Raw genomic sequence first — 25,868 nt, 5'->3', positions numbered from 1 at the left:
AGAATAAGGAAATATTAGCAATGTCAACGAATCCTAAAACACTTTACCAAAAGTTGTATGATGCACATGTTGTCTATCAAGCGCCCAATGAAACGCCGATTTTATATATAGACCGACATTTAGTGCACGAAGTCACTTCACCGCAAGCCTTTGATGGCTTACGCGCAATGAATCGAAAAGTTCGCCAACCGCATAAAACATTTGCGACAATGGATCATAATACTTCAACTAAAAGTAATGATTTAAGCGCTTGTAGTGAAATGGCCCGAATTCAGTTAACTGAACTGGCCAAAAATGCCAAAGAGTTTGGCGTATCCCTTTATGATTTAGAAAGTCCATTACGGGGAATTGTACATGTTGTTGGACCTGAGCAAGGCATGACCTTACCGGGTATGACGATTGTTTGTGGTGATTCTCATACAGCAACCCATGGTGCTTTTGGTGCATTAGCGTTTGGTATCGGAACATCAGAAGTTGAGCATGTTTTAGCAACACAAACCTTAAAACAAGCTCGCGCTAAAACTATGAAAATTGAAGTTAAAGGCCAAGTTGCGCCAGGTATTACCGCTAAAGACATTATTCTGGCTATTATTGGTAAAACTACCAGTGCTGGTGGTACTGGACATGTGGTTGAATTTTGTGGTGATGCTATTGTGGCATTATCTATGGAAGGTCGAATGACCTTATGTAATATGGCGATTGAAATGGGCGCTAAAGCAGGAATCATTGCACCCGATGATGTCACCTTTGAATATTTAAAAGGTCGTCAATTTTCACCTAAAGACGAAGAATTTGAAAAAGCCGTTGCTTATTGGCGAACACTAAAAACAGATGAAGGTGCTCAATTTGATACTGTTGTAACATTAGATGGAAAAGACATTGCTCCTCAAGTGACTTGGGGAACTAATCCAGGCCAAGTTACCTCAATTGAAGCAAATGTACCGAATCCAGATGATTTTGCAGATCCTATTGAAAAGCATTCTGCTGAACGTGCTTTAGCATACATGGGCTTAACAGCAGGAACCAAAATGTCGGACATTAAAATTAATAAAGTATTTATTGGATCATGCACTAATTCACGAATTGAGGATTTACGGGCTGCTGCGGAAGTGGCTAAAGGACGGAAGGTTGCTGAGGGTGTGCAAGCATTGGTTGTACCAGGTTCTGGACCCGTCAGGGAACAAGCAGAAGCAGAAGGTTTGGATAAGATTTTTATTAATGCGGGATTCGAATGGCGTTTACCAGGTTGCTCAATGTGTTTGGCGATGAATGATGATAAATTAGCGCCAGGCGATCGTTGTGCTTCTACAAGTAATCGTAATTTTGAAGGACGGCAAGGGCGCGATGCAAGAACACATTTGGTTAGCCCTGCTATGGCCGCCGCTGCAGCGATTACTGGTCACTTTACAGATATCCGTAAACCATTCTAAGGAGACGTGTTATGGCAAAATTTACTAAACATACTGGACTAGTCGTTCCTTTAGATGCGGCTAACGTTGATACCGATGCTATCATTCCTAAACAGTTTTTACAAAAAGTTACTCGTACCGGATTTGGAAAACATGCTTTTCATGAATGGCGTTTTTTAGATGATGCCGGTGAGCAACCAAATCCTGAATTTGTTTTAAATAAACCACGTTATAAAGGTGCAAGCATTTTACTTACCCGCGAAAATTTTGGATGTGGTTCATCAAGAGAACATGCGCCATGGGCATTAGCCGATTATGGGTTTAAAACAATTATTGGCTCAAGTTTTGCTGATATTTTTTATAATAATTCATTTAATAATCAACTGTTATTAGTCAATTTGTCGGAAGAAGATATTGATGAGTTATTTAAAATTGTTGAAGCCAATGAGGGGATGGAGTTTACTATTGATTTAGTTAATGAGATTGTCGTTGTTGGTGATAAACAATATTCATTTAAAATTGATGCTTTTAAACGTCACTGCTTGTTAAATGGTTTAGATAATATTGGTCTAACTTTGCAGCATGAAGATGCGATTAGTTCTTTTGAAAATAATATTCCGAGTTTTCTTGATTAATTGGTAATTATGAAATACTTAATTAGAGTGCTAAGTGCGCTCTAATTAAATATATATTGTTTATGCTTGAAATTACTAATATCGACGGTTCTATTAATTTTTGTAATCGTTCTTAACTTAAGGAATTCGATCCACTTTGTTGCGTAACTAGTATATACTGAGCACAACTTTTGTTTTTAATAATTTTTAATTTTAAGGGGTTAGCTAATGGAAAAAGAAAATGCGAAAAAACCTTCATTCCAGGATGTACTTGAATATGTGCGTTTATCTCGTCAGTTAAATAAGTTAAAACGTGAAATTACGGATAATGAAAAGAAAATCCGTGATAATCAGAAACGAGTTTTATTGCTTGAGAATTTAAGTGACTATATTAAACCAGAAATGAGTTATGATGAAATTCAAGCAATTATCGCTAATATGAAGCTAGATTATGAAGATCGCGTTGATGATTTCATTATTAAGAATGCGGAAATATCAAAAGAACGTCGAGAAATTTCTGCCAAAATGCGAGCTAAAGGTAGCCATTAATAATAAAAAAACCAAAACAGTAGTTTTGGTTTTTTTTGATAGTTTAACCACCAGCGAATTTAACTTTATAGCCTTTTTGTTCAAGTAATTGCTTGAGTAAATCTCGTTTATCGCCTTGGATTTCAATAGTATTATCCTTAATACTACCACCACAACCACACTTTTTTTTGAGTTCTACAGCGAGTTTAGTCAGTTCATCAGCTTCTAAATCTAGTCCTGTGATTACCGATACACCTTTACCTTTACGACCCGCAGTTTGTTTTTGAATCCGTACAATACCATCGCCTTTGGGGCGAGATATGGCTTGAGATTGTTGCTTGATTCGGCCTGTTTCTGTTGAATATACGAGATGATTTTCTGCCATACTTTTAACCTTATTTTATTGTTAGTGTAGCAAGAATATCATTTAGCGCTTTTTGCGGGTCTTCGGATTGTGTAATAGGACGACCTATAACCAAATAGTCTGAACCTGCTGCAATAGCACGTTGAGGCGTCATTATTCGACGTTGATCATTGGCTGATGTACCAGCTGGGCGTATTCCTGGTGTTACTAATTTAAATTGACTACCTAAACGAATTTTGAAGCTTTGTACTTCTTTTGCTGAGCATACAACACCATCCAATCCGCAATTTTTCGCCAAGACGGCTAAGCGTGTAGCTTGTTCAAGTGGATTCGCTGCAATACCGATTTCTTGTAGATCGGATTGTTCCATACTCGTTAAAACTGTGACAGCAATGAGAAGCGGAGCATCTTTACCAAAATGATAAAGCGCATCTTTTGCAGCTTGCATCATTCGTGACCCACCACTTGCATGGACATTTGTCATCCATACCCCTAATTCAGCTGCAGCTGAAACAGCTTTAGCTACCGTATTAGGAATATCATGGAATTTTAGATCAAGGAACACCTCAAATCCTTTACTTTGAATTTTTCTAACAAAATCAGGCCCAGCTAAGGTAAATAGTTCTTTACCAATCTTTAATCGACAATCCTTAGGATCAACGCGATCGATAAAATTCCAAGCTGTTTTTGTATTAGGAAAATCAACGGCAACGATGATAGGGGAGGACATAACAATCTCCTTTTGAGTCAAAAATAATTGAGATATATTATAACTAACTTTATTTTGATTTGCAGTTAAAACGCCTGTTAATTAAGGATTATTTCTGATTGTGCCAAAAGATTACTTATTATTAATTCTTGATTCAAACCGCTCATGGTGACTAATTGCTGATAGCTATTATCCCACAATCTATAAAGTTGCATGATTCGATCATTGCCAAAACTCGCTATTAATCTGACTAAAGGTACTTGATCACGATTAATGATGAATCGTCCCGATTTTAAGCGAGCTTTTAGTGCATCAGCGAATAGTGTTTTTACCCAATGTAGAAGGGAAAATAGGTTATCTTGATTTATGAGTTTGTCACGTAACTGCCATAAATCATTATCAATTAGATGACTATAAAGATGAGTATAAAATTGTTGCCTAACTGACCATTGTTCAGGATTAAGTAAAGCTAATGCAGCTAATGGTGCATTTTCATTAAGTAGTATTGCGCTTGCCAGTTCATTATCATTATATGTATTGGATTTTAATTGTTGCTTTAACCAAATTACCGAATTATCTAGTTCAGGTACTTTAAGGAAATAGTATTGGCAACGGCTACGGATAGTCGGTAGTAATTGACCATTTTGCTGATCAGATAGAATGAAATAACTTTCTATGGGTGGCTCTTCCAACGTTTTTAATAGTGCATTAGCTGCCGCTTCAGTCATTAATGATGCGGTTTTAATCCAAATTACTTTGCGTCCCCCTTGTTGAGAACGTTCGTAGATTTTGGCAATGATTGGACGGATTTGATTTACACTGATTGCTGACTTACCCTTTTCAAGATCAATAATATAAAAATCAGGATGATTTTCAGCTAAAAAGATTTGGCAACTATGGCAATGGCCACATGGTTGATTATCCAAAGGGTGCAAACATAATAACCGCATAGCTAATCGATTAATTAAGCTGTTTTCACCCGAACCAGTAATATATTTAATTATTAACGCATGGTGCGCTCTATTTTGAATTAATGGCTTAGTTATTATTTGGTAGGCTTCATCCAACCAAGGTTGTGTATTCATGGTAAGGTTATGTATTGGCATTATAATCTAACCAAGTTTTAATCGTCTGTTCAATCGTTAGAGTAACTTGTTCTAATGTTTGAGAGGCATCAATCGTAATGATAGAACTATCGTGTTGTGCTAGTTCACGATATTTATTGCGAATACGTTCAAAGAAAGTTAACGATTCTAGCTCAATGCGATCTAATTCTCCTCTAGTTCTTGCTCGTTTAAGACCTAATTCTGGTGAGATATCTAAATAGAGAGTAAGATCTGGTCTAAAATCTTGTAATACATTTTCTCTTAAAATCGTCATGAATTGGCTATCAAGTTGACGACCTGCTCCTTGATATGCTTGAGTTGAAAGATCATGCCTGTCACCTATCACCCATTGATCTCTGGCTAATGCTGGTTTAATTACATTTTCGATAAGTTGAATACGCGCTGCATAAAACATTAATAATTCTGCTTTAGGAGTTAAAGGCTCATCCTCTAAACCGTTTTTGATCAGGTTACGAAGTGCTTCAGCTATCGGTGTACCACCGGGTTCTCGAGTATACACAAGATCAGTGATATGATTTTGTTTCAAAATGTTTGCAACAGTATTAATCGCAGTTGTTTTACCTGCGCCCTCAAGTCCTTCAATGACAATAAACTTACCAGACATAAATCGCTCTCAAATAATTCCTTTTCTAATTATACAACAATAATTTTTGAAATGGTTAGATATCTGAAAACTTTGGTTTTATTTACATTAAATTGAAATACCAAATTTTAGTGAGTGTTTGAATTAAATTCCGATAACAATAAATAAACGAGAATTTTAATAAGAATAAATAAAGAGGAGAAGTATGATACTCCTCCTCTTATTTTAGTGGGAAATAAAATGAGTAATTGTATAAATTAGTATTCAAATTGACGGTAATAACGTCGAATGTCTAGGCTATGTCCTGTACATTTTTCAAAATGTGCCGCTAATCTATCAACTAATATTGTTGAGCAAACAGTCGGAGCTAATATCCAACGGAATTTATCATCAATTTGATTGAGCGGGAATTGTTTAGTGTCAATAACAACAAGATTATCCGTCACTTTTTGAGCAAAACGTTCAACACGATCATCAAGAGCACGTGCTTTACCTTCACCTTTTACTAAGAATAATGGTTGATCTTTGTCGACTAATTCCAGTGTACCGTGGAAAAACTCGGCAGATGAAACGGCTTTAGTTTTTAACCATTGCATTTCTTCTAATATACACATTGAGAATAAGTAGACTTCACCCCACATTTCAGCACCACCTACCCATATCATGTAGTTGCTCTTATGATATTTTTGGGCAATTTCTTCTGCTTTTGGATCAAATTGTTTTTTGGCTTCTAAAAGATTTTTTGGTAGATATTCAAGTTGTTGACCAAATTGAGGATAATCAGCAAAATCACCGCGTAAATGAAGTAATTTGAAAAATAACCAAAACAGTAACATGTATTCAAACTCAACACCATTCTCATGACGCATTGGAATATGCCACTTAGCTGCTTTAGCCAAGTTAGACTCAGCTTTTTTGGTGATAGCAACAACACGGATGCCTTGTTCTTTACACCAATTTGCTATCGCGACAGATTCTTTCGTATCTCCTGATTTGGATAAAGTAATAACAATTGAATCCTTGTTTAATTTTTTATTACCTTTTATCAATAGTTCGGCAGCTTGTTCAACGTATACAGGTGCATCAGTAATTTCTTTCGCGATTTCTCCAATAACCATCATCGGCGCTAAGCTACCACCTACGGAAGCAAAAAAGATATTACTATATCCTTGTTTATTGATTTCCTCGGCAACTTGTTCAGCAATAGGTCGAGCTTCAATGATTAATTTTTCACTTGTTTTGTATTCATCTTCTTTAAAACTTAACATAAATCTCTCCTTAATTATTTTATTCAAATTTTGCTTTTGAGCACTTTGTCAAAGTCATCAAAAATGCGGATACTTAAATCAATATTTTTGGCACCAGCTATATGATAAGCCAATATTTGTATTGGGATTACTGTTAACAGTGGTGTAAAGTGATGATCAAGTTTCATATTAATATTTAGTGTATTAATATTGGGTTGTGCAACGTCACCTATAGAAAGGGTATAAACTTGACCAACGTAACTAGCCATATAGTTTTTTAATCTTAACGATCGTTCATACTGACCATTGTCGTGATGACAGTCTTCAATAAAGAATAGACAATGTTGGCGATTTGCCTCTAGATAAGGTCCATGCATATAGGCTTCTAGTTCATAGCCCGTTGAAGGTAGTCTGACAGTTTCAGTGAATTTAGTTTCAAACTCTTTTGTTACGCCATATAATGCACCATAGCCAATGGCAATAAAACGTGGCGAATTAGCCATTGAAATTTGATGTTGATTAAAAAAGGCAAGACTTTGTTCAATGACTTGCGGTATTTTTTCTCCTATTTGGGATAATTGAGCGATAAGTTCGTTATATTCTGCTAATGTGATTGCTTGATTATGCTTTGCTATAATTAGTGCCATTAATTCCAGATTCAACACAGTCATTAGAAACCCTTTAGTAACAAAGCCAACGGTTTCAATACCACAATTAATATCTAAAATATAATCAGCTTTACTACAAATAGGACTTTCTAAATTAGCCGTTAAAGCAAATATTGGGATATTCGCCGCCTTGATTTTATCAAGTGCTTCAATGGTAGAAGCACTTTTCCCACTTTGAGAAATAGCAATAACTAAGTCAACTTGTTGGTCGAGTTTTTCATAATAATTAAAATTAAACGGTTCTTTAATTTCAACGATGATATTAGATTTGTTCTCGAAACAATATTTAGCGCATAATGCAGCATTAAATGATGATCCCGTTGCTAGAATTAAACAACGTTTAATATCATGATGCTGGCAAAAATCAATAAACGGTTTTAGCTTAATTTGGTATTCATTTAAAATTTTAGTAAATAATGATGGCTCTTGATTTATATAAGTCATCATAGTATGAGTGTTATTTTCCATAAGTAACCTTTTACATGATACCTAAAAATGAACCTACAATACCGAACACAGCCATACCTGCGATAATAGTTAGAGGTTTGACTTGTTTTTTCAGTAACCAAAATACTATGCCAAAAGCTGTTAAAGGTAATAAACATGGCATGATGTCATTAATAATACTTTGAATACCGATTTCAGAATCGCCTGACCCTATTTTGATTGGGATTTCAATTTCGATCATTGATGCTGTCATCGCACCGACTACCATCAATCCTATAATTGAAGCACCATAGGTGATACTTTGCATCATGCCACTTTGTTGTACTTTTTGTAAGAAGCCTGTTCCCAACTTATAGCCAACATCTGTAAGGATATAACGCAATATCACATGGGGGATATTAAATACTAATAAAAAGAGGATTGGTCCAAGAGGGTTACCGCTAATAGCAAGGCTAGTTCCAATACCTGTTGCGATTAAGCGTAATGTTCCCCAGAAGAAGGAGTCACCTATACCGGCAATAGGGCCCATTAATGAGGTTTTCACCGTATCAATTGTGGATTCATCAAAATGTTTTTCTGTCGCATTTTTTTCCTCCATTGCTGTAGTGATCCCCAGCAATAACGTTACGATGTGCGGTGTAGTATTAAAAAAGACCAAATGACGTTTAAGAGCTTTTGCCATATCCTCTTTTTTTGTATAAAGTTTTTTCAGAATAGGCAGCATAGCGTAAACATATGCCAGATTCATTTGACGTTCATAGTTCCAAGAAAACTCCATCTGGAAAGACCGCCAAAAAACTCTTCTTAAATCACGCTTAGTTATCACTTGATTTTTATTCTCAGAAGTCGTCATCTTGTTCATTGTTATCTCCTTGTGGTTGAACAACAGGTTGAGGTTGTGAGACATTGACCATGATAACGGCGATGATCGCGCCGAGAATTGCGACACCTGTCACTGGGATATTTAGGTAAGCCATGAGTACAAAGCCTAAGAAGAAATAAGGTGCAACTTTTTTATTGATAATCAATTTTGCTAACATTGCAAAACCTAATGCAGGGATAAGACCAGTCGCAACAGATAATCCATGTTTAACGAATTCTGGGATTAAATCTAATAAAGCTTTAATTGTATTACTGCCAACTGAGTAAGAAATCGTTACCACCATTGCTAACATCAACGATAATCCAAACCCTGAGATTAGATGCATACGTGCGACTCCATCGGCATTGGCTTGTTCTGCATACTGATCTGCTTTGTTACTGAGTAAAGGTATGAATATACCTAAATATATGTTTTTCAATATTAAAGTGAGTGTTGCAATTGGTAAACAAAGTAGTAACGCTGTTTCTGTTCCGGCTCCGGCGGTAATTGCAAAAGCAGTACCTAAGATACCCCCCGTAACCGTATCGGGAGGAATGGAAGCGCCGACCGAAAAGGAGCCAATAAACGTTAATTCAAGCATTGCTCCCATTGTGACACCTGTTTGCACATCCCCTAAGACTAAACCAGTAAGCAAACCTGTCACAATGGGTCTGGATATTAGTGAGGTGCCTAAGGCATATTCTGACTGTGCCACAAATGCTACAATACCCAATAGAATCGCTTCTAACATAGGTGTTCTCCTTATTGTATGTTAATACAATCACTAATTGGTTGTTTTCTATCATTTGGCACGATACGAATTTCTACTTCTTTACCCATGTTGTGCAGTTCTTTTAAAAATTGTTCTTCTTCTTGGGTTACATTAATCGTTTTGGATATATTGTGTGTACCATCTTTAGGTTTTGTGCCACCGAGATTGATTTGATTAATTTCAGCAATGTCTTTGCTTAAACGATAAGCATCTTCGACAGATTCAACTACTATAAATAGTTTATACTTGTCAGTTACACCACTTTTAATGGCTTCTATTGAATCAGCTATATTTTTAATGACGAGTTTAACTTCAGGGGGTTTGGCAAGTTTTATTGTTGTTTTACGTAATTCGTCGTTCATAACACTGTCATTAGCGATAAGGATACAGTCCGCACCTAAATACTGTGTCCAAGAAAATGCGACCTGACCATGTAATAATCGGTGGTCGACTCGTAGTAGTTTAATCATATATTTACTCCCTTCTAGAAATCGTTGTCCGTAATAACACTATTATTCAAAGTATGATTACAATATTGGATAGATTGTGATGAAGATTTGATGGCATCATCAATAAATTGAGCTGTATTTTCTTGTTCTTCGTTAGTGATTAATTGGATCATTAATGGTAAATTCAAACCAGCGATAAGATGAATAGTGGGTTTTGTTAAATACTTCATGAATTCATTGTTAACACTTCCACCGAAAATATCGGTAACAATAATAATTTCATCTTCTATAGGAAACTGGTTAATCGCTTCGGCGACTAATAGGCTGATATCATCATTGTCTTTCACATAAGCACAAAGACAATAAAGATGAGGTTGGCTACCAAGAATAATTTCAATGGTATTTTTCATGCCTTGGGCTAAAGTACCGTGACTTGCCATAATAATATTTCTACTCATGAGTTATTCTCTTTTTTCAATTCTTATATCAGTTAATATCATTCAATAATTGAGGCATACCATTTCAAACCGAATGAATTTAATTAATTGATGTAAAGCTGAATTAAATTGCTGTTTGGTATATTTATATAAGCAATAAACATGCCAGAAAATCTGGCAATGTTGATAAAGGTGAAAGGAAGATGACTAAAACTCTTGAGTTAATTCAGGAAATTCTGTTTTTTGTTTGATTATGTCTTGAATATAAAGTAATTCAATTTTGGGGATTTCGACACTATATGTCTTTTCAATGACACTACACGCTTCTTTTATCTGTTGTAAGGACACTTTTTGACACTGTTGGAATGTTTGATGAATATGATTTTCTAGTGGGACATTCCGAATTAAACGTTCAATTAAACAACTAATGTGAATATAAAGTGCTATTTTTTTGTCATTAGGTAATGCTTGTTGAGTTATGTTCTCAAATTCAATGATACATTGTTCAATATAATTAATTACCTTATTGGTATCTAATATTGTTACTGATTCAATGACTCGCTCAAGTGAAAAGTTCTTAATAATACTGTTATTTATCTCTTGAATTGTTTGTTGATTGGCTTCGTGTAATAGAGATAACAAGATAGAGTTAGTGTTACCAGAAATTAATTCCTCTAAGGATATAAAAGGTACATCAGCGATGTTTGGATTAAGTGTACCAATTATCGCAATAACGTTATAAAGTAAGAAAACAGAATCTGTTCCTTTGTCACGTTCTAAAGCTTGAAAATCATAAGCGATAATTTCTATATTGAGTACATTTGTAATACTGTCTTTAAGCAATGTCTTAATTTTGTTAGCAGTACCAATTCCAGTAACACAAGTTGTTATAATTGCTTTAGGTTTATTATGGTTAGGATAGATAATATTATGTTCTGGAATATTTTTTGGAATGACTTCTTCAATGATTTTTTCAAGATAGATATGATCGAGAATTAAACTACCGATATTCATTGCAATTTGTGTTGAGACGTTATTGATAATAGCGATAGGACTATTGATGGTGTGTGGTAAAAATTTATAAATATCTTTTAACGATCCCATATCAACTAAAATTAGTAAACCACGCGAGATATCATTACGCTCGATATAATTAATGACTTTGTTCGCAATATCTTGTGGTGCAATGTCGATTGGCATATCAAACGCTTCAAATACATTTTTTCCCAATAATCGATTGGTGACATTTGCAATACTGCTGGCAGTTGCATAACCATGCGCAAGAATAATTGCTTTGGTTAATCCACTATTTTCGGTTCCTCCCATTTTATTGAGATATAGCGTTAGGATGATGATGTCAACAGCTTGTGTTTGTAAATCAATTTTGTTCTCAATCGATCGAAATAGTTGTTTAACTAAACGATACATATGTGGATTGAGTTTTTTAACTGCTTGTTGTATTGATTTCATCATTGCAAAATTAATTTGATTAAATTGGTATTCAACATTTGCTCGGTAATAGAGGTAATAACTTATTGCATATATATAATTTCCATTAAATTGAACATTAAACATTTGTTCAAGGTTTTGTAATTCATAAGTAACCGTATTAATTACATGTTTTATAATGTTTTGGTTTTGCTGTTTATTTTCATAAATCAGTTTGTCAAATAATCTATCAATCTCATTAAGCAGTTCATTTTCGATATCAGGTGTTATATCAATTTGTTGAGGATTCTTTTTGAAAAGATATGACAATTTGATATAGGCATCATAAATCATTTCATTAATAGGGTTACTTTGATGAATTAAATAACCTAAATCAGTTGTTTTATCTATCTCAATATTAGATTCATTTAGTTGTGGGTTGGGGTTAAATTGTTGATTGATAAATTCTTGAGGGATATCGTAGATCGTTATTTTAATTAGATCTTGATTGACTTGTTTAGCAAAAGCATAGGCGATGGTATTTTTAATTGCATTTTCAAGAGAACCAATATTACCTATAAAATGTTGATTTTTAAAATTGATTAAAGTCTGAGGTGATATTGATAGCTTACGATCGATTATTTTAGCCTCATTACGAAATAAGAGATAAATTAGCTGTTCTTTCTCTTGTTTGGTTCGGTCTTCAAGATCGGGTAGGGTAACTTGAACGGGAATACGCCTTAGAAAAGTACGCATGAAATTATCATTGAGATTTTCCGTAGTGGCAAAAATCAATCTTACATGGAGCGGTATACTATTTTTTGTATCTCCCATGCGGTAAATAATACCATTATCTAAATAGGTAAACAGTTTTTCTTGACCCTCGCCATTGAGACGATGAACTTCATCAAGAAATAATATACCCCCATTGGCATGTTCAAAGGCGCCTTGTCTAGCATGATCAGCTCCGGTGAATGCGCCTTTGACATAACCAAACAAGTTGCTAGTTAATAATTCTGGGTTGTTAGCATATTGCGCACAATTGAATGTAACAAATGGTGCATTTTCATCGATTAATTGGTTTGTTTTACAATATTGATACAATAAATTAGCTAGATAGCTTTTACCTGTACCACTTGATCCACCGATTAATAAAGGTAACCCACCATTAGGATAGAGCATAGCCATTTTTAACTGTTCAATTGGTTTTTTTAATGATTGATTATGACCAATTACTAACGAGAATAAATCGTGGTTACTCTCAATTTGCGGTTGATTGGCAAACAAAGCACTAACACTCGGATATTGGTATTCTAATATGTTGAAAAATTGATTTTCAAAAACGGTTTTATGCAGGAAATAAACAGGTCGACTGATTATTTTGATCACTTTTTTATCGGTTACCAATTCATTAAGATATAAACTAGCGGTATTCCGTTTGATATCAAATTTATCTGCTATATGGCTAGCGGTAAAAATATCGCTAATATTTTCGGGATCAAAAAAAGCGGTCTGATTGGCTAAATAAGATAAAATTTTTTGTTTTAACATTGTTGTAATCCATAAATAAACCGTTTATTGCCGTATGCTAATTAAGCACGATATAATGATGATTACTCTTTTTCAGTTATGATCATATAATCTTTTGAATATAATTCTAATATTTTTACTCATATTTATGCGCTCTATCACCAATATTTGTGAAGTTAGTTTACTGTTTGTATTAAAATCGATAATTTTTTAGACAAACAAAAATAGCTAGTTGTATTTTGAAATTATTTAAAGGATAATATGCACTCTTCGATGGAGACTCTATGGGTCCTCTTGCAACGTTTGCTTGCTCACTTGGTCAGGTCCGGAAGGAAGCAGCCTAAGTAGGTTATATGTGTGTGAGATTCGGCTGATAGGGTCTCCTCCAATTCAAATATTATTTCTCATTTTTCTATCTAACTCATTCATTAATTTCTTTTTTTAGTAACTAGTAATTAACTGGTTGAATCATTATAATTGTTCTTTTTTGAGATTGGAGAACCAACATTTATGATGCGTATAGGACTTTTTCTGCTGACAAATTTAGCCGTGATGCTAGTATTTGGTATCGTATTGAGCATATTAGGTATTGATGCTCATAGTGTCACAGGTCTACTTATTTTTGCGCTCATCTTTGGTTTTGCTGGTTCCTTTATTTCATTACTATTGTCTAAAACCATGGTCTTAAAAGCGGTAGGCGGACAAATTATTACTCAGCCAAGAAATGCTGAGGAATATTGGTTATTGGATACTGTGAGAGGATTGTCAAATCAATTACAAATTAAAATGCCTGAAGTGGCGATTTATCGAGCTGCTGATATGAATGCATTTGCAACAGGTGCACGACGCGATCATTCGTTAATAGCTGTCAGTACAGCTTTACTTGAAACGATGAACAAAGATGAAGCAGAAGCTGTTCTTGCACATGAAATTAGCCATGTTGCTAATGGTGATATGGTAACAATGACACTTTTACAAGGTGTATTAAATACGTTTGTGATATTTATTTCACGAATGTTGGCTTCTGTTGTGAGCCAAGCTATGTCAGAACGTAGTCGTGATATGTCGCAAATGGCATATTTTGTCATTGTTATGGTTTTTGAATTTGTATTTGGTATTTTAGCAAGCATCATTGCGATGTGGTTTTCACGTTATCGAGAATTCCATGCTGATGCAGGTGCCGCAAAGTTGGTTGGTAAAGATAAGATGATAGCAGCGTTACAACGATTAAAAGTCAGTTATGAACCACAAGAAGAAAGCACCATTATGGCGTTTTGTATTAATGGCGCTAAAAAAGTAAAATTTTCTGAGCTATTTATGTCTCATCCAAGTTTAGATAAACGTATAGAAGCATTACGAAATGGACAATTTATATAAATTGATTTCAGAATATCTACGGAAAACTGCGTCGTTTAGACGCAGTATCGCTTAATCTCTCTCTTGAATCCAAGCTTGCATTAAATTATAAGATAAAGCTAACATGACTGGACCAATAAATAATCCCATAGCACCAAATCCTAATAAGCCACCAATTACACCAAAAAGAATTAATAAGAATGGAAGATCCACGCCTTTTTTGATTAAATAAGTTCTCATTAAGCTATCTAAAGTTGTCAATATAACTGTTATTACACACAAACAAATACCAGCAATGATATTACCACTCCAAAATTGCCAAATTGCGCAACTTGCCATTACGATAACAGGACCAATTTGTGCCACACAGCAAACAAAAAGTACTAATGTAATGAAGCCTGTAAATGGCATGTTAACTAAAAGTAAACTGATTCCACCTATTAATGTTAATGTTAATGCAGTAACCACGACACCTAAGGCCACAGCTCTAATTGATTGACCAGCTAATAGAACTGTTTTTTTACCATGTTGTTTAGATAATCGATGAGCAAAATGGTAAACATATTTTTTTACTTTTTCACCTTTCAAAAAGAGTAAACCACTAAAGATCACCATAATAGCGCAATGGAAAATAAAGATACTGACATTCGTTGCTTGATCAATTATCCATTTTGCAACAGTACCAAAATAAGGACGAACCTGTTGGATAAGCTCCAATCCATTGTCTGTAATTAGGTTATTCCATTTAGAATGTAGTTCTTCTCCGACTAGAGGTATGCTTTCTAACCATGATAAAGTAGGTAACTTCTGTTGAGAAAAGTTCTTGGCGAAATCGATTAGAAAACTGCTATTTTTCGCAATACTTGTCACTATAAGTATAATAGGGATGATAAAGAACAATGATAAAATTATCATCATTACTGTCACAGCTAAAATCCGTTTATTAAAAAGTTTTTCCTGACATTTGATCATAAATGGCCATGTGGTAATGACCACCATGACCGCCCAAAAAAATCCGAATAAAAAAGGCTGGACTACTTGATAAGTAATAATGATAAATAATCCAATAATAATTAAATTCAAAATTAATTTTAATAAATCATTATTTTTAGACATTTGCATAGTGAAAATTCTTAAAAACGCATAAGTCAGTGTATAATAGCGGATTCTTGGTTATACAGCTATCATTTTCAAAAATGATATTTGGCTTGCTAAACTAAAAATTAGCTTATATATTTAGCAACTAAATGGGTTTGTATAGATAAATCAATCTTATATGCCCATTTTTTTATATGAATATATTAATTTGGGAGTAGAGAATGAAGAAATTAGCCACTTTGGCATTAACATCAATTGCTATTTTATTAACAGCATGTACTGGAGCGAATGCAGCAAAAAATACTGTCAGAAATGTTAATGAAATTGCTCCATATCCTGAAGCAGAAGCGGGATATGTACGTTCTGTAATTTACCTTCCGCAATTGAAAAATGAACAGGATGCTAAAGTTGAATTGTTAATCGGTAAACAAATGACAACTGATTGCAATTTCCGTAGTTTAGCAGGTAATGTTAAAATAAATGAATTGAAAGGTTGGGGATACCAATACCTTACCGTTAGTGAAGTGACAAATGGTATTTCGACTTTGATGGCGTGCCCACCAGATTTCGAAGGTAAATCTGAATTTGTTACGATTAAACATAGTTTAGGTTTAATGGACTATAATAGTCGTTTACCAATTGTGGTATATAACCCGGAAGATGTACAAGTTAAATACCGAATCTGGTCAAACTCGGGTAAAACTTTAACTGCTATTATTGAATAATATTGATAATTAAGTTAAAAAAACCTGCTTTAAGCAGGTTTTTTGTTTTGAAATATATTATTTGATGGTAATTAAAGTCGTTGTTTCTTTTCCTAACATACTATTAAGCTGTAATAGGTCATTAGCAGTTAATGTACCAATCGCTGATTTCATTTGTAAAAGACTAATTAAATAGTCATATTTTGAGTTTGCTAGTTTCTTTTTAGAATCATAAAGCTGAGTAGTAGCTGTTAATACATCAACGATAGTACGAGTTCCAACTTCATAACCAGATTGGGTCGCATCTAATGAACTTTGCGCAGATACAACACTTTGCTCATAAGCTTTAATTGAACTGATAGCAGCAGATATATTATTGTAAGATGAGCGTACTTTATTGATTACAGCACGGTTTGTACTCTCTAGTTTTTCACTAAAGCTAACATAATTATATTGAGCTTGTGAAACTTGAGACATCGTCGCGCCTCCTGTAAATATAGGCATATCAAAAGAAATACCAATAGTATTTGCACCAGTAATCTTACTATTATCAGCATAAGAATGACTGCCATTACGGTTAACACCAACTTTATCACCGTAATTTTCATTCTTATTTAATCCCGTTGAAGCATTAAGACTGATTGTTGGTAAGTGACCAGATTGAGCAAGTCTGATTTGTTCTTTAGCAATATCACGACTCAAACGAGCTGTCAGTAAATCAAGGTTGGCATTTTCTGAAAGTTGTAACAATTTACTAATATGTGATGGGTTTTCAGTTTTAAAAGCTTTGATATCAATAGTAGCTAAATTAGCATAAAATCGACCACTCACTTGACGTAAATCTTCCAAAGCATTATTTAAATCATTTAAAGAACTTACTTGTTCAGCAATGGTTAAATCATAATTTGCCTGAGCATTTTGTACATCCGTAATTGCCACCAAACCAACTTTATGTTTTTGCCGTGTTTGTTCAAGTTGACGATAGATGGCTTTCTTTTGTGATTCTACATAACTTAAGGTATCAATTGCTCTAAGTACTTTAAAGTAATTGGTTGCAGTATTTAAAATTAACGCTTGTTCTTTTGATTGATATGCAATATCGGCAACACTCGCTTGCTGTTTAGTAATATCAAGCTTTTTCCAATTAGCATAATTAAAAATACTTTGATTTAATGATAGACCTAGTTTACCACTTTTATTGTTGATATCTTTATTTTCTCGATATCCATGAGTTAATCCATAAGATGCATTTAAACCGAGTTGAGGTAACAAGCTTGCACGTTGCTCTGAAATAGCAGAATAAGCCTTTTCTTTATCTGCAATCGAACTTTTAAGGTCAGGATTAGTTAATCTAGCTTGTTCATAAACTTGGATTAAGTTTTCAGCAAAAGCAGAAGGGGCTAGGACAATACTGATTAGAAGGGGTAAGACTTTTTTCATGAATTTTCCCAAAATTAAACAGAGTTATTTTAACGAAACATATTGCTTAATTCTAACAGATAATTAGTATATGCATAAGCAGAGTTTATACTCATTCGCATTTTTTATTAAAAAATAGAGTGTCTATTATGCAAATTAAAGATAATAATCCAATTTCTTTCACAAAAAAAGATGTTGTGAATTTAACTAAGTGTGTGTTATATAAAGGTTTTTTTTCATTATTGGAATACCGGTTTCAATATCGAAAGTTTGATGGTTCTCTTAGTAATACGGTAAGTCGAGAAATTCTAGAACGTGGACATGCTGTTGTATTATTAGCTTATGATGTTAAGTTAGATCAGGTGGTTCTAATTGAACAGATTCGTATAGCTGCAATTGAAACTCAACAAAGCCCATGGATTTTAGAATTGATTGCTGGCATGGTTGATCATGAAGGGGAATCTCTTGAAGAGGTAGCAAGAAGAGAAGCAAAAGAGGAAGCCGGTATAGATATCGGTCGCTGTAAACCAATAATCAATTACTTGGCAAGTCCAGGAGGTTTAACGGAACAACTGCATATTTTTGTTGGCGAAACTGATGCGACTAAAGCCAAAGGAATTCATGGTTTAGCCGATGAAAACGAAGATATTAAAGTGCATGTTGTAACCCGTGAACAAGCTTACCAATGGGTGGAAAGTGGTTTAATTAATAATGCAGCTTCAATAATCGCTTTACAGTGGTTACAATTAAATTATCAAACCTTAAGGCAGGCATGGTCAAAAAGTTAAATATCAGCAAATTAACAACTTATAATGAATGAAAAATGTGCGATTGAAAGAAAATGTGCGCTTTGCAACAGAATTATTGTGTTTATTGGCTTATACTAGCTAAATTTGTTAATTGCTGAGATTGAAATTGAACTCACATTTAATCATTCCACTTAAAAAATCTGTTGGCAAAATACTTCATATTACTGACACGCATCTTTTTGCCGATGATGAGAATAACTTATTAGGGGTTAAGACTAACGCTAGTTTTGCTGCGGTAATTGACAATATTAAAAAGCGTGCTGAGCATTTTGATTTAATCGTTGCTACTGGGGATTTTGTTCAAGATGGCAGTCAAGCTGCTTATTTGAAATTCGCTCAAACAATAAAACAATTTATGGCACCCTGTGTGTGGTTAGCTGGTAATCATGATATTCATGAAAATATGCAATATATTTTTAAACAACAAGGTTTACCAGAAAACAAAATTGTATTATTGGGTGAAAAATGGTTAATTATTATGCTTAATAGTCAAGTGGTTGGAGAAACATATGGTGAGCTTTCAAAGCAACAATTAGCATTTTTAACGACTTCGTTGCAAAAGTATCCAGATCGTTTTGCAATGGTTTTTTTACATCATCATCCTTTAATGTCTAATTGTGATTGGTTAGATAAACACAGTCTGATTAATCATGTAGAATTTATTAACCTCATAAATCAATTACCGCAGATTAAAGGTGTTGGTTGGGGGCATATTCATCAAATTACACAACAACGATTACCTCATTGTTTGGCATTCTCTACGCCATCAACTTGTGTTCAATTCAAACCATTAAGTCGTGATTTTAGTGTTGCAAATGACGCGCCCGGCTGGCGCATTATTGAACTCAAACCTGAAGGTCATGTTGATACTGCTGTTTACAATCTTGAAAATAATCTCTTTGAACCCGATTTGTCGCAAAATGGTTATTAAAATCTAAAAATGATTTATTTAAATGTAATAACAATGATTCAAGATATAGTTAATGATTTGACGTTATTACAACAAAGGCGCAAAGAAATAAAATAACCGTTCAATGATATGATGCCAAAAAGGTCGTTTATTCCATGATTCTAATTCTAATTGTTCAGATTGTGCAAAATAGTCTGATAATAATATGTCTAAATGATGAGCAAATTCACTATCATCAATCACAGTGGTTAATTCAAAATTTAGCCAAAGACTGCGCATATCAAGATTAACTGTACCGACTAAACTTAATTGCTTATCAATTAACACACTTTTTGTATGTAATAAATTGTTCTTAAATTGGTACAGTTCAACCCCACTATCTAACAAATCACTATAAAATGCTCGGCTTGCCCAATCAACCATAATAGAATCATTTTTTTGTGGAACGATGATCTTCACTATTACTCCGCGCTGTGCTGCAGTACAAATAGCATGGAGAAGATCGTCACTAGGTACTAAATATGGTGTAGTGAAAATGATTTCTTGTTGTGCAGAATAGATTGCTGTCAATAATGCTTGTTGAATTATATTTTCGCTATATCCAGGACCAGAAGGGATTACTTGCATAATATGTCTTTTTTGTTCAGGCTTTTCAGCAAAATCTACTATCTTTGGTAAAAATAATTTATCACCTATTTCTAATTCCCAATCAATGGCATAAATAGCTCCCATTAGCGTTACAATCGGTCCATTCATTCTAATCATAACATCAACCCATTCGCCAACATTTTTATTCTGTTTAAAGAAGCGAGGATCAACAATATTCATACTTCCTGTATAAGCAATATGGTTGTCAATAATCGCTATTTTACGATGTTGCCTAATATCTAATCTGCGAAAGATAAATCGGAAAAGATTCACTTTTAAGGATTCAACAATCTGAATTCCTGCATTACGCATTATTTTAGATTGCTTGCTATTAAAAAAGCGTCGACTACCTGCGGAGTCAAGCATAATTCGGCATTTGACACCTCTAGTTGCCGCACGGATTAAGGCATATTCAACTTCATCAGCACGACCACCAATATTCCAAATATAAAAAACCATTTCTATATTTGATTTAGCTTGATTGATATCATTTATAAGCGCATCAAAAATAGCATTCGGTGTATGAATTAATTCAATGTGATTTCCATTAATTCCATTTAAGCCTGTTTGATGTTTGCATAATTGGAATAAAGGTTTAGCCACATCACTAACTTGTTCCGTAAAGATAAATGGGAAATCAAGGGATTTATTAATAAAGTGGTTAATAGTTGGGCGCATTTTTTGTGCTCGTTTAGCACGTTGCTGACCAATATGCGCTTCACCTAATAGGAGATAGAGGATTATACCAACAATCGGTATGATATAAATAATCATCAACCAAGCAACCACAAATGTGGTTGGCTTTCTTTTCATTAATATACGTAGTGTTATAGCAACAATAATCAGCCAATAACTGATTAAAAATAATGTATTACCCCATGTATAAAAGACATCTACAGATAAGTTCATTATTAATTATCAAATAACGCTAGTTTACTAATATCGTCTTTAGTTGAATCATACTGTTGAAATTGTTCGGGTAACGAACGAGGTTTATTATGTTTATCAACTAAAACATAAGTATAAATTGCATCTGTAATACAATCTCGTTGCCCAAAATTAGTGTGATTATCAGAAATTCGTTTAACCCAGACTTCAATTGCAATTGTAATAGATGACGTACCCGTTTTTAAACAACGAGCATAACAACAAACAACATCACCTACCATAGCTGGGCGATGGAAAGTTACGCTACTTACATTCACGGTTACTACTCTTCCTCGGGCTATTTCTTTAGCCAATATGCCACCACCTAGATCCATTTGCGATAAAATCCAACCACCAAAAATGTGTCCATGTGGATTTGTATCACTTGGCATAGCTAAAGTACGTAATACCAATTGACCTTTAGGTTTTTTAGCTGTCTCATTCATGATTTTTAAACTCCGTTAATTTAGATTTATCATTCGGTTCAAGATATTTATAGATATATATACTTGAAATTACTGTAATGACTAGTGATGCACCAGGTAAGATAAATGCCTTGAACAAGCCAAAGAAATCATCGGACATATAAAAAATCACATAAATATTAGCCAGTCCACATACAATAAAAAATAAAGACCAAATGATATTTAATTTATTCCAAACGGAAATATTTAGCTTTAATTCTTTACCCATTATTTTTTGAATGAGATTTTTCTTGAAAATAAATTGGCTAGTTAACAAAATAAGCGCAAAGCCGAAATTTATTAAGGTAATTTTCCATTTAAAAATATCTTTATTATCAAGGAAAATGGTTAGCCCACCAAAAATGATAATCATTAAAAAAGAAAAAAGCTCTAACTTTTCTACTTTTTTATAAACGATTAAAGTTAAGATAAAGGATAGGGTGGCAGCAATCATTAGTGCTTTAATGCCAACAAACATGTCATAAACAAGTAGAAAGACGAAAAAAACTACTAATGGAATAAAATTAAGTAATTGTCGCATTTTGAGTTTAAACCTGTGTAGAAGAAGAGAGTAATGAAAAATAATTCCAATTACCGAATTTTAAATAAAAGATCATGTAATTGGAATAGAAAATAATATTATTTTGGATTATGTAGAGAAGAATCTTTTTTACAGTTACCTCCGGAACAATGCCCATAAAGATATAAACTGTGATAAGTCAAATTAATTCCATATCGGTTGGCGATTTCTTTTTGTCTTTTGTTGATCACTTCGTCATTAAATTCAAAAACTTCACCACAATCTAAACAAATGAGATGATCGTGATGAGTTTGAGTTGCTAACTCAAAAACAGCTTTTCCACCTTCAAAATTGTGTCTTGTCACGATACCCGCATCATCAAATTGATTCAAAACACGGTAAACTGTTGCTAAACCAATTTCTTCACCTAAGTCTAAAAGTCTTTTGTAAAGATCTTCTGCAGTAACATGTTGGTGATGAGGATCCCGTAGTAATTCCAAAATTTTTAATCTTGGTAACGTAATTTTCAGCCCTGCATTTTTTAGCGCCGCATTGTTGTCTTGTACTGTCATAAAAATCTGAATCCCTTATCACATAATTAGTATTCATTATAAAAAAAATTTAAAAAAAATAAAGCAATCATTTTAACTGGTATTGCCAATTTGATAATCCAAATTCTATCTAATCGATAATTTAAATAGATATTTGTTTATTGGGATTTATTTAATCATTTTTTAGTTGATGGAAGTTAATCTGACTCATTTGTAAAAAAAAATAGTTGGACAATTAGATAACGATGAAGAGCGGATATTATTATTTGAAATTAAGCTTCTGTAAAATCATTTGCGCATTTGTATGTTGAAATTGAGATCTACAAAAGATCTCATTATCAATATTAGATATTACAAATTAGCTATTTTGATAAGATAACTAAATATTATTCTAATGCTTAAATACCCATTTCTTGTTTAACTTGTTCAACCCATTGGTTAATGCGTTGTTCCGTTAACTCAGCTTGTCTATCTTCGTCAATAGCTAATCCGACAAAATGGTTGTCATCAACAAGGCTTTTCGATGATTCAAAGTGATAACCTTCAGTTGACCAATGACCGACGATTTTCACACCTTTTGGTTCAATGATGTCTCTTAATGTACCCATTGCATCACAAAAATATTCTGCATAGTCCTCTTGATCGCCACAGCCAAAAATAGCTACTGTTTTGCCGGTAAAATCAACCTGTTCAAGATTAGGGAAAAAGTCATCCCAATCACATTGTGATTCACCATAATACCAAGTTGGGATACCAAAAAATAGGAAATCAAATTTTTGTATTTCTTCCTTGGTAGTTTTTGCGATATCAAACAAATCGGCTTTATCTTCACCTAACAATTTTTGAATGTGTTGAGCGACTTTCTCAGTATTTCCGGTATCGCTACCAAAAAAAATTCCAACTTTGGACATATATTTACCTTATAGTCATTACATTGTTATAAATAAGCGAAAATTATAACATCACAAAATAAAAAACAACAATAAGACAAGTTATTTTCATAGATTTTTTTTATTAGGCAATTAGAAAACTACACAATAATTAATTATTAGATTACACTTTAACAATACTTATGTTTTATCTATTTATAAAACAATTATCACTAATTGTTTTATTAATTGCTCGGAATACATCGCTATGAATCTGCACGAATATCAATCTAAAATGTTGTTTAAAAAATATGGTTTACCTGTTCCCGTTAATTATTTATGTAATTCTGTTGATGAAATAATTGAAAAATTGGCTGAGTTAACAAGTCAAGAAAATCAAATGAAATGGGTAGCGAAATGTCAAGTTCATGCCGGCGGAAGAGGGAAAGCGGGTGGTGTGATTTGTACAGAAAATTTTGATGAGATTAAACGATTTGCCGAACATTGGTTAGGACAAAGATTAGTAACCTATCAAACTGATGAGAAAGGTCAACCAGTTAATAAAATTTTACTTGAACAAGCATCTTCAATAAAAACAGAATTATATTTAGGAGCAGTTGTTGATAGGGCTCTGAAACGTGTTGTGATTATTGCTTCAACCGAAGGCGGGATGGATATTGAATCAACCGCGACCAACACGCCAGAATTAATCTTCACTATGCCTATTGATCCATTACTTGGTCCATGTGCTTATCAAGGAAGGGAATTAGCTTTCAAGTTAGGATTAACAGGTAAACTAGTCAATCAATTTGCAAAAATATTTACCAATTTAGCAAAATTATTTATTGAGAACGATTTATCATTAGCTGAAGTCAATCCATTAGTGATAACAGAAGATGAGGAACTGTTATGTGTTGATGCTAAAATTGTTTTAGATGATAACGCCCTCTATCGCCACCCTGAATTAAGTCAATTAAGAGATATTACCCAAGAAGATGAACGAGAATCCATTGCGACAAAACAAGGACTTAGTTATGTCTCGCTAAGTGGAAATATCGGATGCATGGTTAATGGCGCAGGATTAGCAATGGCAACCATGGATATTATTAAATTATATGGTGGTGAGCCTGCTAATTTTCTTGATGTGGGTGGCGGTACAACAAAAGAACGCGTTTGCGAAGCATTTAAATTAATTGTCTCAGATAGTCATGTTAAGGCTATTTTAGTTAATATTTTTGGTGGAATTGTTCGTTGTGATTTGATTGCAGAAGGTATTATTGCTGCTATTGAAGAAATTGATTTAGCTATACCGGTTGTAGTTAGATTAGAAGGGAATAACGCCGAAATTGCTCGAGCAATGCTAGCTAATAGTGATTTAAATATTATCAGTGCCGAAAGCTTATCTGACGCAGCGCAAAAAATTTCTGCTTTAGCCAATTAGTTGAATGGAGTTCAAAATGTCAGTTTTAATTAATAAAGATACCAAAGTAATTTGTCAAGGTTTTACTGGAAGTCAAGGTACATTCCATTCTCAACAAGCGTTAGAATATGGCACAAAATTAGTGGGAGGGGTAACGCCAGGTAAGGGGGGAACAACTCATTTAGGTCTGCCCGTATTTAATACAGTAAAAGAAGCGGTTCAAGCAACCGGTGCAACGGCTAGTATGATATATGTTCCCGCAGCTTTTGGTAAAGATTCTATATTAGAAGCTGCGGAAGCGGGTATAAAGCTGATTGTTTGTATTACTGAAGGTATTCCAACTTTAGATATGCTTTATATTAAAGAAAAACTTAAACAGACCGATACTATTTTAATAGGTCCTAATTGTCCGGGAATTATCGTACCTGATCAATGCAAAATTGGCATTATGCCGGGTCATATACACTTGGCAGGTAAAGTAGGTATTGTCTCTCGTTCCGGCACTTTAACCTATGAAGCAGTGAAACAAACAACAGATATAGGTATTGGTCAATCTGTCTGTATTGGTATTGGTGGCGATCCAATCCCTGGTAGTGATTTTATTACAATTTTATCTCTATTAGAAAAAGATCCACAAACTGAAATTATTATAATGATTGGCGAAATTGGTGGAACTGCCGAAGAATTAGCTGCGGAATATATTCGTCAACATGTAACAAAACCCGTTGTTAGTTATATTGCTGGTGCAACTGCGCCATCAGGTAAACGAATGGGACATGCTGGAGCCATAATTTCGGGAGGTAAAGGAACTGCAATTGAAAAAACAAAATCCTTACAAAATGCCGGAGTCATTGTGGTTCCAAGCTTAATAGAATTAAGTAACGCTATAAAAAAGTTTATAAATTAAATTTTTTTTGATTTTAGTTAATTTTTATTAATAATATTTAGTGTACAATACGTTGACTTTTTATAATTAAAAATAATTTGGGCTTTGTTGTA

Annotated in this window: 27 protein-coding genes and 1 other RNA gene; 10 read left to right on the top strand and 18 right to left on the bottom strand. The window is 33.8% G+C overall.

Translation table 11 applies throughout. The features are described 5' to 3' along the window. Positions 1-20: 20 nt before the first annotated feature. The 3 genes from leuC (at position 21) to tmaR (ending at position 2,572) form a co-directional block, all read left to right on the top strand. Positions 21-1,430, top strand: coding sequence for a 3-isopropylmalate dehydratase large subunit (gene leuC / locus FPB0191_RS07575; RefSeq protein WP_039105095.1), 1,410 nt, complete (start codon positions 21-23; stop codon positions 1,428-1,430). An 11-nt stretch (positions 1,431-1,441) separates the two neighbouring features. After that, positions 1,442-2,044 (top strand): 3-isopropylmalate dehydratase small subunit, encoded by a 603-nt coding sequence (gene leuD / locus FPB0191_RS07570; RefSeq protein ID WP_039105093.1) that lies wholly within the window; start codon positions 1,442-1,444, stop codon positions 2,042-2,044. Positions 2,045-2,251: 207 nt separating this feature from the next. Further along, the gene (tmaR, locus tag FPB0191_RS07565; RefSeq protein WP_039105092.1) at positions 2,252-2,572 is read left to right on the top strand and encodes a PTS system regulator TmaR; all 321 of its coding nucleotides are present in this window, start codon (positions 2,252-2,254) and stop codon (positions 2,570-2,572) included. A gap of 43 nt (positions 2,573-2,615) precedes the next feature. Here tmaR and yciH read toward each other — a convergent pair whose 3' ends face one another. The 11 genes from yciH to FPB0191_RS07510 all read right to left on the bottom strand — a co-directional run bounded on the left by yciH (position 2,616) and on the right by FPB0191_RS07510 (position 13,195). Further along, positions 2,616-2,936, bottom strand: a complete 321-nt coding sequence (yciH, locus tag FPB0191_RS07560) for a stress response translation initiation inhibitor YciH (protein WP_039105090.1) — start codon at positions 2,934-2,936, stop codon at positions 2,616-2,618. A gap of 10 nt (positions 2,937-2,946) precedes the next feature. Further along, entirely contained in the window at positions 2,947-3,681 is a 735-nt protein-coding gene (gene pyrF, locus FPB0191_RS07555) for an orotidine-5'-phosphate decarboxylase (RefSeq protein ID WP_039105087.1), read from the bottom strand. Positions 3,682-3,722: 41 nt separating this feature from the next. After that, complete coding sequence (locus FPB0191_RS07550) at positions 3,723-4,730, bottom strand: DNA polymerase III subunit delta' C-terminal domain-containing protein (protein ID WP_052236863.1); 1,008 nt, start codon at positions 4,728-4,730, stop codon at positions 3,723-3,725. After that, positions 4,717-5,355 (bottom strand): dTMP kinase, encoded by a 639-nt coding sequence (tmk, locus tag FPB0191_RS07545; RefSeq protein ID WP_039105086.1) that lies wholly within the window; start codon positions 5,353-5,355, stop codon positions 4,717-4,719. Before tmk ends, FPB0191_RS07550 begins: the two co-directional genes overlap by 14 nt. 236 nt (positions 5,356-5,591) lie before the next feature. Continuing rightward, a complete protein-coding gene (locus tag FPB0191_RS07540; RefSeq protein ID WP_039105084.1) occupies positions 5,592-6,602 on the bottom strand; it encodes an SIS domain-containing protein in 1,011 nt (336 codons plus the stop codon). Between the two features lie 23 nt (positions 6,603-6,625). Beyond that, entirely contained in the window at positions 6,626-7,717 is a 1,092-nt protein-coding gene (locus FPB0191_RS07535; protein ID WP_039105082.1) for an SIS domain-containing protein, read from the bottom strand. Between the two features lie 10 nt (positions 7,718-7,727). Then, a complete protein-coding gene (locus tag FPB0191_RS07530) occupies positions 7,728-8,558 on the bottom strand; it encodes a PTS system mannose/fructose/sorbose family transporter subunit IID (protein ID WP_052236862.1) in 831 nt (276 codons plus the stop codon). After that, the gene (locus FPB0191_RS07525) at positions 8,536-9,309 is read right to left on the bottom strand and encodes a PTS mannose/fructose/sorbose/N-acetylgalactosamine transporter subunit IIC (protein ID WP_039105081.1); all 774 of its coding nucleotides are present in this window, start codon (positions 9,307-9,309) and stop codon (positions 8,536-8,538) included. Before FPB0191_RS07525 ends, FPB0191_RS07530 begins: the two co-directional genes overlap by 23 nt. Positions 9,310-9,320: 11 nt before the next feature. Beyond that, a complete protein-coding gene (locus tag FPB0191_RS07520; RefSeq protein ID WP_039105079.1) occupies positions 9,321-9,800 on the bottom strand; it encodes a PTS sugar transporter subunit IIB in 480 nt (159 codons plus the stop codon). Positions 9,801-9,814: 14 nt separating this feature from the next. Beyond that, positions 9,815-10,237 (bottom strand): PTS sugar transporter subunit IIA, encoded by a 423-nt coding sequence (locus FPB0191_RS07515; protein WP_039105077.1) that lies wholly within the window; start codon positions 10,235-10,237, stop codon positions 9,815-9,817. 186 nt (positions 10,238-10,423) lie between these two features. Beyond that, entirely contained in the window at positions 10,424-13,195 is a 2,772-nt protein-coding gene (locus tag FPB0191_RS07510) for a sigma-54-dependent transcriptional regulator (RefSeq protein WP_039105075.1), read from the bottom strand. A 262-nt stretch (positions 13,196-13,457) separates the two neighbouring features. Between FPB0191_RS07510 and ffs the strand changes: the two genes are divergently transcribed. Continuing rightward, an RNA gene (gene ffs / locus FPB0191_RS12010) (signal recognition particle sRNA small type) lies at positions 13,458-13,553 on the top strand. A gap of 131 nt (positions 13,554-13,684) precedes the next feature. After that, the gene (htpX, locus tag FPB0191_RS07505) at positions 13,685-14,551 is read left to right on the top strand and encodes a protease HtpX (protein ID WP_039105073.1); all 867 of its coding nucleotides are present in this window, start codon (positions 13,685-13,687) and stop codon (positions 14,549-14,551) included. 51 nt (positions 14,552-14,602) lie between these two features. Here htpX and ydiK read toward each other — a convergent pair whose 3' ends face one another. Next, positions 14,603-15,652 carry an AI-2E family transporter YdiK gene (gene ydiK / locus FPB0191_RS07500; protein WP_082018276.1) on the bottom strand — a complete coding sequence of 350 codons (1,050 nt, stop codon included), beginning with the start codon at positions 15,650-15,652 and terminating at the stop codon, positions 14,603-14,605. 197 nt (positions 15,653-15,849) lie between these two features. Between ydiK and eco the strand changes: the two genes are divergently transcribed. Continuing rightward, positions 15,850-16,353, top strand: a complete 504-nt coding sequence (gene eco, locus FPB0191_RS07495; RefSeq protein WP_039105071.1) for a serine protease inhibitor ecotin — start codon at positions 15,850-15,852, stop codon at positions 16,351-16,353. 57 nt (positions 16,354-16,410) lie between these two features. Here the strand turns inward: eco and tolC are convergent, their stop codons facing one another. Further along, complete coding sequence (tolC, locus tag FPB0191_RS07490; protein WP_052236861.1) at positions 16,411-17,772, bottom strand: outer membrane channel protein TolC; 1,362 nt, start codon at positions 17,770-17,772, stop codon at positions 16,411-16,413. 128 nt (positions 17,773-17,900) lie between these two features. Between tolC and nudF the strand changes: the two genes are divergently transcribed. Together nudF and cpdA are read left to right on the top strand one after the other, a co-directional pair. Beyond that, a complete protein-coding gene (gene nudF / locus FPB0191_RS07485) occupies positions 17,901-18,539 on the top strand; it encodes an ADP-ribose diphosphatase (protein WP_039105070.1) in 639 nt (212 codons plus the stop codon). Positions 18,540-18,666: 127 nt separating this feature from the next. Continuing rightward, positions 18,667-19,491 (top strand): 3',5'-cyclic-AMP phosphodiesterase, encoded by an 825-nt coding sequence (gene cpdA / locus FPB0191_RS07480; RefSeq protein WP_039105068.1) that lies wholly within the window; start codon positions 18,667-18,669, stop codon positions 19,489-19,491. A gap of 66 nt (positions 19,492-19,557) precedes the next feature. Here the strand turns inward: cpdA and cls are convergent, their stop codons facing one another. The 5 genes from cls to fldA all read right to left on the bottom strand — a co-directional run bounded on the left by cls (position 19,558) and on the right by fldA (position 23,491). Next, positions 19,558-21,027, bottom strand: a complete 1,470-nt coding sequence (gene cls / locus FPB0191_RS07475) for a cardiolipin synthase (protein ID WP_039105066.1) — start codon at positions 21,025-21,027, stop codon at positions 19,558-19,560. 2 nt (positions 21,028-21,029) lie between these two features. Then, positions 21,030-21,491, bottom strand: a complete 462-nt coding sequence (yciA, locus tag FPB0191_RS07470; protein WP_039105065.1) for an acyl-CoA thioester hydrolase YciA — start codon at positions 21,489-21,491, stop codon at positions 21,030-21,032. Further along, on the bottom strand, positions 21,484-22,050 hold the full coding sequence (locus FPB0191_RS07465) for an inner membrane-spanning protein YciB (RefSeq protein ID WP_039105064.1): 567 nt from the start codon (positions 22,048-22,050) through the stop codon (positions 21,484-21,486). Before FPB0191_RS07465 ends, yciA begins: the two co-directional genes overlap by 8 nt. 98 nt (positions 22,051-22,148) lie before the next feature. After that, positions 22,149-22,601 (bottom strand): ferric iron uptake transcriptional regulator, encoded by a 453-nt coding sequence (gene fur, locus FPB0191_RS07460; protein WP_039105062.1) that lies wholly within the window; start codon positions 22,599-22,601, stop codon positions 22,149-22,151. A gap of 377 nt (positions 22,602-22,978) precedes the next feature. Further along, positions 22,979-23,491, bottom strand: a complete 513-nt coding sequence (gene fldA / locus FPB0191_RS07455; protein ID WP_039105060.1) for a flavodoxin FldA — start codon at positions 23,489-23,491, stop codon at positions 22,979-22,981. Between the two features lie 226 nt (positions 23,492-23,717). Here fldA and sucC point away from each other — a divergent pair, with 226 nt between their 5' ends. Next, positions 23,718-24,890, top strand: a complete 1,173-nt coding sequence (sucC, locus tag FPB0191_RS07450; RefSeq protein WP_039105058.1) for an ADP-forming succinate--CoA ligase subunit beta — start codon at positions 23,718-23,720, stop codon at positions 24,888-24,890. A gap of 16 nt (positions 24,891-24,906) precedes the next feature. Further along, complete coding sequence (sucD, locus tag FPB0191_RS07445; RefSeq protein ID WP_039105057.1) at positions 24,907-25,776, top strand: succinate--CoA ligase subunit alpha; 870 nt, start codon at positions 24,907-24,909, stop codon at positions 25,774-25,776. Positions 25,777-25,868: the final 92 nt, after the last annotated feature.

Source organism: Frischella perrara (genome assembly GCF_000807275.1).
GTDB lineage: Bacteria > Pseudomonadota > Gammaproteobacteria > Enterobacterales > Orbaceae > Frischella > Frischella perrara.
The sequence above is the reverse complement of the archived record's forward strand: the minus strand, read 5'-3'. Positions and strand labels throughout refer to the sequence as shown.

What these genes read in the sequence shown, in the direction of transcription:
- FPB0191_RS07530 (WP_052236862.1), bottom strand. Translation starts at nt 8,558, where the DNA reads ATGAACAAGATGACGACTTCTGAGAATAAAAATCAAGTGATAACTAAG.
- FPB0191_RS07535 (WP_039105082.1), bottom strand. Translation starts at nt 7,717, where the DNA reads ATGGAAAATAACACTCATACTATGATGACTTATATAAATCAAGAGCCA.
- FPB0191_RS07520 (WP_039105079.1), bottom strand. Translation starts at nt 9,800, where the DNA reads ATGATTAAACTACTACGAGTCGACCACCGATTATTACATGGTCAGGTC.
- fldA (WP_039105060.1), bottom strand. Translation starts at nt 23,491, where the DNA reads ATGTCCAAAGTTGGAATTTTTTTTGGTAGCGATACCGGAAATACTGAG.
- FPB0191_RS07540 (WP_039105084.1), bottom strand. Translation starts at nt 6,602, where the DNA reads ATGTTAAGTTTTAAAGAAGATGAATACAAAACAAGTGAAAAATTAATC.
- yciH (WP_039105090.1), bottom strand. Translation starts at nt 2,936, where the DNA reads ATGGCAGAAAATCATCTCGTATATTCAACAGAAACAGGCCGAATCAAG.
- htpX (WP_039105073.1), top strand. Translation starts at nt 13,685, where the DNA reads ATGATGCGTATAGGACTTTTTCTGCTGACAAATTTAGCCGTGATGCTA.
- FPB0191_RS07465 (WP_039105064.1), bottom strand. Translation starts at nt 22,050, where the DNA reads ATGCGACAATTACTTAATTTTATTCCATTAGTAGTTTTTTTCGTCTTT.
- yciA (WP_039105065.1), bottom strand. Translation starts at nt 21,491, where the DNA reads ATGAATGAGACAGCTAAAAAACCTAAAGGTCAATTGGTATTACGTACT.
- FPB0191_RS07510 (WP_039105075.1), bottom strand. Translation starts at nt 13,195, where the DNA reads ATGTTAAAACAAAAAATTTTATCTTATTTAGCCAATCAGACCGCTTTT.
- eco (WP_039105071.1), top strand. Translation starts at nt 15,850, where the DNA reads ATGAAGAAATTAGCCACTTTGGCATTAACATCAATTGCTATTTTATTA.
- leuD (WP_039105093.1), top strand. Translation starts at nt 1,442, where the DNA reads ATGGCAAAATTTACTAAACATACTGGACTAGTCGTTCCTTTAGATGCG.
- cls (WP_039105066.1), bottom strand. Translation starts at nt 21,027, where the DNA reads ATGAACTTATCTGTAGATGTCTTTTATACATGGGGTAATACATTATTT.
- ydiK (WP_082018276.1), bottom strand. Translation starts at nt 15,652, where the DNA reads ATGCAAATGTCTAAAAATAATGATTTATTAAAATTAATTTTGAATTTA.
- leuC (WP_039105095.1), top strand. Translation starts at nt 21, where the DNA reads ATGTCAACGAATCCTAAAACACTTTACCAAAAGTTGTATGATGCACAT.
- nudF (WP_039105070.1), top strand. Translation starts at nt 17,901, where the DNA reads ATGCAAATTAAAGATAATAATCCAATTTCTTTCACAAAAAAAGATGTT.
- tmk (WP_039105086.1), bottom strand. Translation starts at nt 5,355, where the DNA reads ATGTCTGGTAAGTTTATTGTCATTGAAGGACTTGAGGGCGCAGGTAAA.
- FPB0191_RS07515 (WP_039105077.1), bottom strand. Translation starts at nt 10,237, where the DNA reads ATGAGTAGAAATATTATTATGGCAAGTCACGGTACTTTAGCCCAAGGC.
- FPB0191_RS07525 (WP_039105081.1), bottom strand. Translation starts at nt 9,309, where the DNA reads ATGTTAGAAGCGATTCTATTGGGTATTGTAGCATTTGTGGCACAGTCA.
- sucC (WP_039105058.1), top strand. Translation starts at nt 23,718, where the DNA reads ATGAATCTGCACGAATATCAATCTAAAATGTTGTTTAAAAAATATGGT.
- tmaR (WP_039105092.1), top strand. Translation starts at nt 2,252, where the DNA reads ATGGAAAAAGAAAATGCGAAAAAACCTTCATTCCAGGATGTACTTGAA.
- tolC (WP_052236861.1), bottom strand. Translation starts at nt 17,772, where the DNA reads ATGAAAAAAGTCTTACCCCTTCTAATCAGTATTGTCCTAGCCCCTTCT.
- fur (WP_039105062.1), bottom strand. Translation starts at nt 22,601, where the DNA reads ATGACAGTACAAGACAACAATGCGGCGCTAAAAAATGCAGGGCTGAAA.
- sucD (WP_039105057.1), top strand. Translation starts at nt 24,907, where the DNA reads ATGTCAGTTTTAATTAATAAAGATACCAAAGTAATTTGTCAAGGTTTT.
- FPB0191_RS07550 (WP_052236863.1), bottom strand. Translation starts at nt 4,730, where the DNA reads ATGCCAATACATAACCTTACCATGAATACACAACCTTGGTTGGATGAA.